Origin of the sequence: Paenarthrobacter sp. CM16 (assembly GCF_013179505.1) — a bacterium.
Classification (GTDB): Bacteria; Actinomycetota; Actinomycetes; order Actinomycetales; family Micrococcaceae; genus Arthrobacter.
Window position 1 is genome coordinate 1 of record NZ_JABMCX010000154.1, and the last position, 11,579, is coordinate 11,579.

Here is an 11,579-nt window from a genome sequence, read left to right on the forward strand (position 1 = left end):
CAGGTCCTGGACGTAGCCGCGCAACTGGGTGAGGTTCCCGGGCTCGTACAGCCAGCCGGTGCGGGAGTTTTCTACGAGATCCAGAGGACCGCCACGGCCGGTCGCCACCACCGGAACGCCCGATGCCATGGCTTCCTGGATGGTTTGGCAGAAGGTCTCGAACTCGCCGGGATGAACAAACAGGTCAAAGCCCGCAACAGCCTCCGCGAGTGCATCCCCGCCAAGGAATCCGGCAAAGTGCGCGTTGGGGAGCTGCGCCTCAAGGGCCGCGCGCTGCGGGCCGTCACCGACGATCACCAGCTTCGTGTTGGGCAGGTCCGCCAGCACGGCAAGATCCTCAACCTGCTTCTCCACGGCGAGCCGACCGACGTAGCCGATGATCCGGTGACCGTCGGGCGCTACCGAGCTGCGCCACGCCGTCGAACGTTTAGCGGGGTTAAAGCGGGCGGTATCCACACCGCGTCGCCACATGTCCACGCGCAGGATGCCACGTCCGCGCAACTGGTTCAGCGCGAACGTGGACGGCACAAGGGTTCGGGTGGCCAGGAGGTGGATGTTGTCCACGCGGTTCCAGGCCCAGTTCGCCAGGAACGGCACGCCATAACGGGCGGCGTAGCTGGGAACCTCGGTTTGGTAGATCGCCACAGTCGGGATGCCGAGTTGGTGGGCGGCCTGCACAGCGCGCCAGCCGAGGACGAACGGGGAGGCGAGATGAACGACGTCGGGGGAGAAATCGGCAAGGATTCGCTTGACCCGATTCACACCACCCAACGCAACCCGCACATTCGTGTAACCGGCCAGCGGCACCGAGGGAAGCCGGTGCACATACGCACCCTTCTCGACGCTCGAAACATCAGTGTCCGACGTCGACGGCGCGATCACCATCACCTCATCCCCGCGCTCCTGCAGATGCTCCAGCACCCGCAGTATCGAGTGGGTTACCCCATTCATCAATGGCAGGAATGATTCGGCGACGATTGCGATCCTCACGCCTTCCACGGTGGTCGGGGCGGTTGGCGTGGCGGGTTCGATCCGGTGGCCTGTGGAGGAAGAGTTGGTTAACAGGTGGTTCTCTGTTTTGTCCCAGCGTCCGCGTAGACTTCCGGTATCCGACGTGCTGGGCGTCGAAAGTTCTGGGGGTCTTGCCATGGTTGCTGCTGGGGATAGTTCGCGCGCGCTTGGGGGAGTAAACGTACGACGGCGGCGCCGGGCAGCGGCGGGCATGGTCGCCGTCGGGTTGGGATTGGCTTTGTTGTCCGGGCCTTTGGGCCTGAATGCTACGCCGGCTGTTGCTGATGCCGTGACGGATTTTGTTCCGGTGGGCGAACGCCCGGGAAATATCGCCGTCAACCCTGTGACGAACAAGGCCTACGTGGCTTCCTTCGAAGGCGTTTCCGTCATCAACGGCGTTAGTGCCAGCGGCACCATAAACACCGGTGACATGCCCTGGGATGTCGACGTCAACACCGTCACCAACACTGTCTACGCAAGCCTGATCGGTGGAACGGTCGCAGTGGTGGACGGGGCCACGGAGCTTGTCAAAGCGTCAGTGACAGTGGGCAACGAGCCCTACACTGTGACCGTCAATGAGACGACGAACAAGATATACGTAAGCGTCAAAGGTGGTGTCACCATCATTGACGGAGCCACCCTGGCCACCACGTTTGTACCGCTGGCCGGCGGAGCGCAGGACATCGTGGTGAACCCTGTGACCGGCAAGGCCTACGTCATCTCCGACGGAACCATCAAGGTCATTGGAGCAGGCGGCTTCGTGACGGGAACCATCGCCCCGAGCGGGAGCCCCGTCCTCAATGTGGCTGTGAACACCGTGACCAATAAGGTCTATGCGAGCACGGGAGCCAACTCAGGTGCCAAACTCCTGGTCATCGACGGAGCCAGCGACACTATCGACGCAACTCTGGCATCCTCCAGCCAACTCGGCCTCGTTGCTGTTAACACCGCCACCAACCGGATTTATGTTGCCGTGGACGGGCCGTCAACTGCTGGCGGCGTGAAGGTCTTCAACGGCTCAACCAACGCCGAGATCGCCACCATCGGGACCACTACCCGCGTAAACGAGCTAGTGGTCAACCCCACCAACAACAAGATCTACGCCGGCAGCTACAGCGGCGGCACTACCGTCATCAACGGGCAGAACAACACCCATTACACCGTGTACACAGGCAACGAGCCCGTGGCCGCAGGCATCAACACCACCACGGACAGGGTCTACGTGGTCAGCTACCTGCGGGCATCCGTGGGCATCATTGACGCAAACGTTGAGCCGCCGGTCAAGAACGACTTCAACGGTGACGGTGCTGCTGATGTCCTGGCCCGGGAAGCTTCGGGCGTCCTGTGGCTCTACCCGGGCAACGGCTCAGGTGGTTGGCTGCCGCGTATCCAGGTGGGCCAAGGGTGGAACGTCATGAATGCCCTGGTTGCTCCCGGCGACTTCAACGGTGACGGCAACGCCGACGTCCTGGCTCGTGACACCGGCGGGCTGCTCTGGCTCTACCCGGGCAAGGGTTCAGGTGGCTGGTTTTCCCGCGTTCAGGTCGGCACAGGCTGGTCCGGTATGACCGCCATCGAATCCGCGGGGGACTTCAACGGCGACTCCCATGTGGACATCGCAGCCCGAACCGCCTCAGGCGTGCTGATGGTGTACCGCGGCAACGGAGCCGGTGGCTGGCTTTCTCCCATCCAAGTGGGCACGGGCTGGAACGGCATGTCCGAGATCACCGGCGTGGGCGACTTCAACACTGACGGCGTCTCCGACCTTGTTGCCCGCGACAGCTCCGGCGCCCTCTGGCTCTACCCGCCCAATGGATACGGAAGCTGGCAGCAGCAGCGCGTCATCGGGCAGGGCTGGAACGTCATGAACTCCCTAGTTGGCCCGGGCGACTTCGACGGCGACGGAAGTGCCGACATCCTGGCCCGGAACGCCGCCGGCGAGCTGTGGCTCTACGCCGGCAGCGGGGGAACGGCGTGGCCCACGGCTTCCCGCGTTGGCACGGGGTGGGGCGGGATGACAGCGATTCTTTAGTTCACATCACAAGCTGTAGACTCCGCTCATCGACGCGGCAGTCGCGTCTCATTTTCTGGGGGTCCCCTTGGGTTCTGTCGCGTCTGGTTCTACTGTGTCCGGATTGAAAAAGTTGGGTCGAAAGCGGACGACGGCGGCTCTTGCCGTTGTGGGTGCGATGGCCGTTTCGCTGTTGGTTGGGTCGCCGGCGAAGGCTGACTCGACGTCGTTTGATATTGCCGTAGGCAAGGCCCCGCATGACATTGCAGTGTCAGGCAATGGGGACGTCTATGTGGCCACCGACAGCGGAGTCTCCGTCATCGATGCGGAAACCCGAAAAGTGACGACAGTTGACGTGGGTGGCGTCGCTCAGGGTGTTGCGACCTTGGGAAGCAGCACTGCCTACGTCAGCGTTGCAGGCAAAGCGGGTGCTGCAGGGTCCGTGGTCATCATGAATGAGGCCACTGTCGCGGGAAGGGTCAAAACAGGAGCCAACCCGCAAACAGTGGCCATTAACCAGGTCACCCGGAAAGTGTATGTTTCCTACAGTTACGGGATCACCGTCATTGACCCTTGGGCTGAACATGCGACGGTCGATATCCCCTACTACAACTCAACTCCGCGGAGCATGGTTGTCGATTCATCGCGAAACAGGGTGTTTGTCCCCACAGGCGGTGGCGTTCTCACTGTCATCGACGGACAGACGAACTTCAAGAACGTTTATGTGTTGGGCGGCGGTGATGCGATTGGTCATGCCGTCAACACCCGGACCAACGAGGTCTTTCAAACCCTTGCAGGAAGTTATCTAGGCCGTCCGCAAAGCGATTTGGGAATCGTTGAAGACTCCCCCCATGCGAGCTTTTTGTACCGGCAGGATGAGACTTTCGGGAAGGTGGCTGTGGATTCCTGGACCGGAAATGTTTATGTCGAGTCCACGAATGCTGGTGGCAGTTCGTCGATTGTGCTGGTGAATCCAGCTACGGCGCAGAAGATCGCCCAGATTAGCGTTCCGAGCGAGCCGACCGCATTGGCCGTCGATTCCACGCGCCACAGAACATATGCTCCCTTGAGCCGTGGGGGTGTCGCCGTCATCGATTCATCCAACACCTCGTCAGTTGTTCGAACCGGAGTTCAACCTGTAGCCGTTGCGGTCCACGAGTACACGGGCGCAACGTACGTGGCGAATCAGGGAAGTGCCTCGGTGACGGTTGTGCAGTCCGCCGATCCCAGACCCGTGAAGAACGATTTCAACAATGATCGAAATGCAGACGTTTTAGCGCGTGACGGCTCCGGCGTGCTCTGGCTCTACCCGGGGGATGGTGCTGGCGATTGGCTCGACAGGCGCCAAGTCGGCCAAGGCTGGAACATCATGACGTCTATGGTTACTCCTGGCGATTTCAACGGTGACGGCTATTCAGATGTCCTTGCCCGCGACTCTTCCGGCGTGCTGTGGCTCTATGGCGGGAACGGCTCTGCCGGCTGGTTGCCACGTGTGCAGATTGGCTTGGGGTGGAGCGGCATGACGGCAATCACCTCAGCAGGCGATTTCAATGGCGACGGCAACCTGGATGTTGCCGCACGGGACGGTAGTGGCGTCTTGTGGTTGTACCCAGGAAATGGCAAGGGCGGCTGGCTGACCAGGGTCCAGATCGGTTCTGGCTGGTCATCCATGACGGACATCCTGGGCGTTGGTGACTTCAACACCGACGGCGCATCTGACCTGATGGCGCGGGATTCCGGCGGTCGGCTCTGGCTCTACCCCGGAAACGGTGCAGGCGGCTGGTTGCCTCAAGTTCAATACGGCCAGGGATGGAATGGCATGACGGCGCTCTTCGCGACTGGTGACTTCAGCGGTGATCGAAAAGCGGACATCATGGCTCGCGATTCGTCCGGCGCATTGTGGCTCTTTTCCGGAAGCGGCGGCGCAAAGTGGCCGATCGGGAGTGTCATCGGTCAGGGCTGGAACGGTATGACCGCGATTCTCTAAGGTGATGAACGGCAAAACCCCCGGATGCAGTTCATGCAGTCGGGGGTTTTGACGTTCCATGTCTAGACCTCGCTCCGAGAGCAGAGTGGGCAGTTAATAGTGGTTCGTAGCGCAGTCTCTGGGCGACGTGAGGCTGAAATTGTCACAATCAGAACCATTCAAATGTTGCATCGCTAGCGCTGGTATCTTGGCTGCTAGCGAGCCCTCCGGAATACGGCACTCAGGCCCTTCCAGAGTTTCGGCGTCGCTTCAAAAAGGGGACATTTTGAAGAAATTACTTGCACTTGTTGTGCTCACTGGAATTGCGTTGACCGGCTGCGGAAAGGCATCTTCTGCACAACCAGTGGCCAGCACTACCGTAGCCGCTGAACAGAACATCGCGGTGCCGAACGTTGTTGGACTCACCCTCGATAAAGCTACTGATCAACTTAAGGATCTCGGGCTCAAAGTTGAAGCCGAGGATGTGAACGACGGTAAGACCATCCTTTCCAAGAAGAACTGGGAGGTAGTCAGCCAAGATCCAAAGCCCGCAGCCCAGGTTGAAAAAGACTCTAAGATAAAGCTCGGAGTGCGACACCTCACCGACGAAACTGCGACGCCGACTCCCACGCCTACCCCCACGCAGGCAGTAGTCCCATTAGTGGCACCGCCCGCCCCGCCAGTCGTCGAGACTCCGGCGGTTGTTGTGCCGCCGCCGGTAGTTGAGGCACCACCAGTTGCTCCGGCCGTGCCTGCCAAACCACCTGTCCAACAGGCTCCACCCGCGGCCCCGGCGCCCTACTACAAAAACTGCGCGGCTGTCAGGGCTGCTGGTGCTGCCCCGATCCATATCAGCCAGCCTGGCTACGGAAGTCACTTGGACAAAGACGGAGACGGGTGGGGCTGCGACAAATAGTCGAGTCGGATCACCAGTAGTGACAGGTGCGGCCCTCCCCTATGTGAGGGCCGCACCTTATTGCGGACCAACTTCGAGGCAGTCGGAGCGGGGGATCGGGCACAACCTGAGGGCTTGCGAATCCACGGAACGGTCTTCGATACCTGCTCAGGCATCGAACCCTTTGCTTGAGGGCGCGTAGGGTAGGGACTTCAGTTCCTCTACTGCTCCCCACCCCGCGCCCGCTTCAAATCCTTCCGCAGCCCCCGGTTATCAGCCCGGAGCTCCCGGTTGTCATCAGCAAGCCCCCGGTTGTCCTCGCTCAACCCCCGGTTCTCAGCCTCCAACTCGAGTACCATTTTCACGCCGGCGAGGTTGAGCCCTTCATCCAACAACACTCCGATCCTGCGAAGCGTCACAAGGTCGTCCTCGCTGTAGCGACGCGTACCGCCGTCGGTCCTGTCCGGGGTGACCAGGCCCTTGCGCTCGTACTGCCGGATGTTCTGCTGGCCCGTGCCAACAAGCTCCGCCGCCACAGAGATCGCGTAGACCCCGCGCGCGTCACGGTCGTCAGCAGAAGCGGGGGTGCCGTTTGCCGCGGAAGCAGCCGGGCCGCCGTCGTACTCTTCAGCGGCAGTCGTGCCATCCGAAGCTGCCATCAAAGACCTCCAAAAATCTACCGATGAACTACTTGCATCCACTCTCTCACCAGTGCTATAAAAAATCTATACCAGCTGATACAGATCAAGAGGCTGGCATGGACAACAAAATCAGCATCAAGATCTAAGGAGTGAGAACCAAATGCTGATGCGCACTGACCCGTTCCGCGAATTCGACAGGCTCGCCCAACAGGTTTTTGGCACAACAGCACGCCCGGCCGGAATGCCGATGGATGCATGGCAGGAGGACGGACAATTCGTTGTTGCCTTCGACTTGCCAGGGGTTGATCCGGAGACCGTGGATCTGGATGTTGAACGGAACGTCCTCACGGTCAAGGCCGAGCGCAAGTCGCCCGCGGGCGAGAACACCGAGATGCTCGCCGCCGAACGCCCCCAAGGCGTCTTCAGCCGCCAGCTCATCCTCGGCGACACCCTCGATACCGACGGCATCCAGGCCAACTACGATGCCGGCGTCCTGACACTCCGGATCCCGGTGGTAGAGAAGGCCAAGCCGCGGCGCATCGAAATTACTTCCAGCGGGCAGAGGCAGGAAATCAACGCATAACCCGTACGCTCCGCCGGAAGGCTCACCCGGGGGTGGCCCGCCAGCGGAGCGCCGGACGGGAATGACGGAAGCGGCCGCATCGGAATAGTTGGGCGCAGGCTTCGCGCCACGTCACAGCGTTTTTTAGCGCACATGAAAGCGGCCCCCGATGTCGTCTCCCGAGTGATGGCCCCCGGTTCAGCCGGGGGCCATCTCCAACTCCGCGGCAGAAACCGGAATCAGCAGTGAGTACCCAACCTGACCACTACGCCACCCTTCACGTGTCGCCGGACGCGACGACCCGTGAGATCACGCGCGCCTACCGCACGCTGCTTCGGACCCATCACCCGGACACCCGCCAAAAGGTCGACGACGGCGACACCACCTCCGCGGCCGACCTCCAGGAACTGCACGCCATCATGCAGGCGTACGTCGTTTTGTCGGACCCAAGGAAGCGGGCGGCTTACGATCGTGCGCGGTCCGGCACACCCGGCCCCCGGGGCGGAAGTTCGTCCGGAACCGAGGGTACGCCGGTGAAAATCCGGGTGCACCGTGATGAGACTTCACCCAAACCCGCCGGGAGCGCTCAGGAGTCACCGCTGACTTTTGGGCCGCCCCGCTGGGAGCCATCTGTCCGCAACCTCAGATCTCCAAGGAGTCATTCATGAGCGCCTGGCGTCCGTACGACGGCCACATCATTCCTGCGTTCTACGAACGGTTCGAGAAACGTTGGGGAAGGGGAACCGCGCCCTTCCTGGACCCCGAAGTCCACGAACAGCCGATGCCCCGGGCACAGTGGATCAATCCGGATACCGGCGCTGCGGTTGCCGTGGTGCCGATCTGGACCGAGGACCCCGAGCACCGGTCTTTCGGCGTCTTCTACCTGCCACCCGCCGGCGATATCTGGATGCTCCGGCCCGGCCCCACGACTTTTCTGGAACCCAGTGGGGGAGCCAACAGGGAGCAGGTGACACTCCGGAACGACGCCTTCAAGAAGGCCGTCAATCATGCCAAGGAGTTCATGTACGGGCCGCAGCTTTAGCGGATGCCCGCGAGGGGTTAGCTCTCGGCAGTAAGTGTGGGCTTCAAAGTGCTGAGATGTCGCCCCTCGGCGGGGGTCTGGGGTTTCATGGCTCGCGAGGGGTGAGCTCTCGGGAGTAAGTGTGGGCTTCGAAGTGCTGAGATGTCGCCCCTCGGCGGGGGTCTGGTGGGGTGTGCGCTTGAGTTAGCCGGCCGCCGTCGTGCGTTACTTGGGTGAGGGGTTAGATCTCGGCGCTAAGGGGGCCTCAGAGTGCTGAGATGTCGCCCCTCGACGGGGGTCTGGGGTTTCATGGCTCGCGAGGGGTGAGCTCTCGGCAGTAAGTGGTGCTCCAAAGTGCTGAGATGTCGCCCCTCGGCGGGAGGAGGTGGGGTACAGGAGACGCAAGGAGGGGGACAAAAAGAAGGCTGGTGCAGCCTATGGAGAGAATCCGTTGGCGGCTGCACCAGCTGCTAGTACGACTTTCTGTTATGAGTTGTGACACCTATCCATTGGCCGCTCCTAGTTCCCGGCTTCGTTTGTTTCCGGGCCTTGCAAAGTTTGTGCAGGTGGGGGCGGAGCTGAGGTGGTCGGTGAGGGCTCCGTGCCCCGGGAGAACACCTCCCATTTTACGGCCGTCGTAGTGAAAAAGCGCTGGAATTCGCGGTATTTCAGGGGCGCCTGCGGGGTGGGAGCGGCCTGCCGTGGCACGATAGATCACGATGAAACTGCGCGCTGATCAGACCGGAAACCGTGGCCTCCCGATGCCCCTTTGGCTCCAGGGCGGTTTGGAAGCGGCGCAGGCAGCGTTCATTTCGGCCATCGTGGTGGTGTTGCCGCTGGTGGGAGTATGGGCAACCGATGGTTTCCAGGACCGCAACGTCGACTCCCTGGCCCGCTTGGGCGGACAGGCTTGGCTGCTGATCCACGGTGTTCCGCTGGAGCTGGCGCAGGTCAATATCGGTACGGCGGCCCAGCCGGGGTCTGGTCTGCTTTCCCTCATTCCGCTCGGGTTGACGCTCATCCCGTTCCTGCTGGCGTGGCGCGCGGGTCGTCGGCTCGCCAGGGCCTCCTACACCGACCAACTGTGGCAGGCATTCCTTGGCGCCTTCGTGGTGTACGCCGCGTTCGGGGCCGCCACTGGCTTCGTGTGCCGCACCCCTGAAGTGGTCATCAACCTCTGGTTTGCCATGACCATTCCGCTGATTTCATTCGGCCTGGGCATGATCGTGGGCGCCCGACGGGAGGCCGGTTCCTGGAGCCGACTCATCGGCGTCGATGCCGTTGCCTGGCTCGCGAAAACCAGCCAGCACTCGCGCTGGGCTGGCTCGTACGTTGGCTCGGCGTTGAAGGCGGGGTTCGTTGCGGCCATGGCTTCGGTCTGTTTGGCCGCACTGCTTTTGGCGGTAACCATCGTGTGGCATTGGACGGACATCATCGCCGTCTACGAAGGCATCCAAGCCGGCGCCCTCGGCGGCGCCGTCCTCACCATTGCGCAGCTGGGATTCCTGCCGAACCTCGTCATTTTCGCTCTCTCCTGGTCCACGGGCGCGGGCTTCTCCCTGGGTGTAGGGTCCACCGCCGGTCCACTGGGCACGGCGGTCGGACCACTCCCCGCAGTCCCGGTTCTCGGCGCCCTCCCCGCAGGACAGCTCGACGCCGGGGCCATGGCACTTGCGCTGCCCGTCATTGCAGGGATACTGGCCGGGTGGTGGTTCCTCCGCGAAGGCGAGAACCATTTTGACGAGTGGCTCTCCATCAAGATCAAATCCCGCTGGTTCACGGCCACCGTTTCAACCTTGTTCCTGGGCGCCTTCGTTGGTGCAGTCGCGGGGGTCCTTGGCGGTGCTCTGGCTTGGATCGCCCGCGGCTCGGCCGGCATTGGGCGGCTCACCGAAATCGGACCCCACCCGCTGTGGACGGCAGTCTGGCTGGCCGCGGAAGTGGGCATCGGCGTCGTGATTGGCTACGCAGTGGGGCCGTGGCTGGAACGCAGCCAAAAGCAGCGCGAAGCGAATCTCGATGAAGCAACGTACGACGACGAACACGCCTGAGCGGCTCGGCTTTCGTTAACGCCGGGCTGCTGACGCCGGGCTGCTCCGGCGAGGGATTTAGCGCAGCGGTCCCGGCATGGAGTTCTCCAGCTGCGTGAGGCATTGGGTTTTGGCGGATTCCGTCAGTGCCCCGCGGGAGCAATCCTGGTACGTGCTTACTTGGTTGAAGAAGAGCACCGACGTCAGGATGAGAAGGCACATCACGGCCGTAACAACCAGGCCGGAAATTGTCCCGAAAAGAATCAGCCGCGGGTGCTTGTACTTCAGCGTGCGCACCAGCACCACGATCCCCAACACCAAACCCGCGAGCGTCAAAATGGCGCTCAACCACACGTAGTTCACGTTCAGGGAGAACACGAAGAACGCGCCCAAAGCCGTCAGGAGGAACGCGCGGAACAGGATCTGGGTCACGCCGAGGGCGGACTTTTCGGCCTCGGAGCGTGGTTGCTGGCTCGGCTTGGGACCGACGTCGGGATTCATGTTTTCCAGCCTACGCGAGCCGCCCATAAGCTAGTGCAATGCGCATTGTTGTCCTCGTCTCCGGTACCGGTTCCAATCTTCAGGCAGTCATCGACGCCGTGAAGTCGGGTGAACTGGATGTCGAGATCGCCGCTGTGGGCGCTGACCGTCCCGATACTTACGGCGTGGAGCGCTCCGACGAAGCCGGCATCGAGACCTTCGTGGTGAACTTCAACTCGTTCGAAACCCGTGCTGAGTGGGACGCCGCCCTGCGCGACAAGGTCCTGTCCTACGCGCCGGACGTGGTGGTTTCATCCGGTTTCATGAGGATCGTCAGCGAAGACTTCATCAACGCTTTTGACGGCAAGTACGTCAACACACATCCCGCCTTGCTCCCGTCCTTCCCGGGCGCCCACGGAGTTCGCGATGCCATTGCCTACGGCGTGAAGGTCACGGGCTGCACGGTTCATTGGGCCGACGCCGGCGTGGACACCGGGCCCATCATTGCCCAGGAAGCGGTGACCGTGCTTCCGGAGGACTCCGAGGAATCCCTGCACGAGCGCATCAAAGTAGTGGAGCGCCGCCTGCTGGTCCAGACCCTCGCAGACCTCGCGGCCACCCCCGCGTAGGTCCACACCCGCGAGGCCCACACCGCATAGGCCCACGTCCAAGTACGTCGCAGATCAGGTGGTTCCCAGCCCCGGGAACCACCTGATCTGCGTATTAGTCGGGTGAAGCGGCGGTTTAGGAGAGTTCGCGCTGCTTCGTCTCCGGGGCGAAGAACGCCATCCACAACACGGACAGCAGCACCAATCCACCGGCCATCGCGAACGACTGCGCCAACCCAAACTCGGGCCAGAAGAACGAGGCAAACACCAAGGGGCCAAAGCCTGCCCCGATGCGGGAGAACGTCGAAGCCCAGCCGAAGCCCGAGCCGCGAAGCTCCGTGGGGTACAGCTCGG

11 protein-coding genes and 1 pseudogene are annotated in these 11,579 nt (G+C 62.1%); 8 read left to right on the plus strand and 4 right to left on the minus strand.

Annotation, left to right across the window (positions count from 1 at the left end; all coding sequences use genetic code 11):
- The coding region (locus HP499_RS14240; protein WP_172324741.1) for a glycosyltransferase family 1 protein at positions 1-990 on the minus strand (990 nt) is incomplete at its 3' end.
- A gap of 157 nt (positions 991-1,147) precedes the next feature.
- Between HP499_RS14240 and HP499_RS14245 the strand changes: the two genes are divergently transcribed.
- From HP499_RS14245 to HP499_RS14255, 3 genes are all read left to right on the plus strand, one after another.
- Positions 1,148-3,043 carry an FG-GAP-like repeat-containing protein gene (locus HP499_RS14245; protein ID WP_172324725.1) on the plus strand — a complete coding sequence of 632 codons (1,896 nt, stop codon included), beginning with the start codon at positions 1,148-1,150 and terminating at the stop codon, positions 3,041-3,043.
- A gap of 103 nt (positions 3,044-3,146) precedes the next feature.
- Entirely contained in the window at positions 3,147-5,009 is a 1,863-nt protein-coding gene (locus tag HP499_RS14250; protein WP_253951590.1) for an FG-GAP-like repeat-containing protein, read from the plus strand.
- Between the two features lie 187 nt (positions 5,010-5,196).
- Positions 5,197-5,904: an excalibur calcium-binding domain-containing protein gene (locus tag HP499_RS14255; protein WP_253951591.1), complete on the plus strand. Its 708-nt coding sequence runs from the start codon at positions 5,197-5,199 to the stop codon at positions 5,902-5,904.
- Between the two features lie 200 nt (positions 5,905-6,104).
- Here the strand turns inward: HP499_RS14255 and HP499_RS14260 are convergent, their stop codons facing one another.
- Positions 6,105-6,542 (minus strand): MerR family transcriptional regulator, encoded by a 438-nt coding sequence (locus tag HP499_RS14260; protein ID WP_172324727.1) that lies wholly within the window; start codon positions 6,540-6,542, stop codon positions 6,105-6,107.
- Positions 6,543-6,684: 142 nt separating this feature from the next.
- Here HP499_RS14260 and HP499_RS14265 point away from each other — a divergent pair, with 142 nt between their 5' ends.
- The 4 genes from HP499_RS14265 (at position 6,685) to HP499_RS14280 (ending at position 10,158) form a co-directional block, all read left to right on the plus strand.
- A complete protein-coding gene (locus tag HP499_RS14265; protein ID WP_172324729.1) occupies positions 6,685-7,107 on the plus strand; it encodes an Hsp20/alpha crystallin family protein in 423 nt (140 codons plus the stop codon).
- A 224-nt stretch (positions 7,108-7,331) separates the two neighbouring features.
- The gene (locus HP499_RS14270; protein WP_172324731.1) at positions 7,332-7,754 is read left to right on the plus strand and encodes a J domain-containing protein; all 423 of its coding nucleotides are present in this window, start codon (positions 7,332-7,334) and stop codon (positions 7,752-7,754) included.
- Complete coding sequence (locus tag HP499_RS14275) at positions 7,751-8,128, plus strand: hypothetical protein (RefSeq protein ID WP_172324733.1); 378 nt, start codon at positions 7,751-7,753, stop codon at positions 8,126-8,128. Before HP499_RS14270 ends, HP499_RS14275 begins: the two co-directional genes overlap by 4 nt.
- 698 nt (positions 8,129-8,826) lie before the next feature.
- On the plus strand, positions 8,827-10,158 hold the full coding sequence (locus HP499_RS14280) for a DUF6350 family protein (protein ID WP_172324735.1): 1,332 nt from the start codon (positions 8,827-8,829) through the stop codon (positions 10,156-10,158).
- Positions 10,159-10,215: 57 nt separating this feature from the next.
- On the opposite strand, the gene HP499_RS14285 is transcribed toward HP499_RS14280, so the two are convergent.
- Positions 10,216-10,665, minus strand: a complete 450-nt coding sequence (locus HP499_RS14285) for a hypothetical protein (protein ID WP_172324737.1) — start codon at positions 10,663-10,665, stop codon at positions 10,216-10,218.
- Positions 10,666-10,676: 11 nt separating this feature from the next.
- Here HP499_RS14285 and purN point away from each other — a divergent pair, with 11 nt between their 5' ends.
- Complete coding sequence (gene purN / locus HP499_RS14290) at positions 10,677-11,246, plus strand: phosphoribosylglycinamide formyltransferase (RefSeq protein WP_172324739.1); 570 nt, start codon at positions 10,677-10,679, stop codon at positions 11,244-11,246.
- 115 nt (positions 11,247-11,361) lie between these two features.
- On the opposite strand, the pseudogene HP499_RS14295 reads toward purN, so the two are convergent.
- Positions 11,362-11,579 (minus strand): annotated as a pseudogene (locus HP499_RS14295) (MFS transporter); the annotation flags it as partial.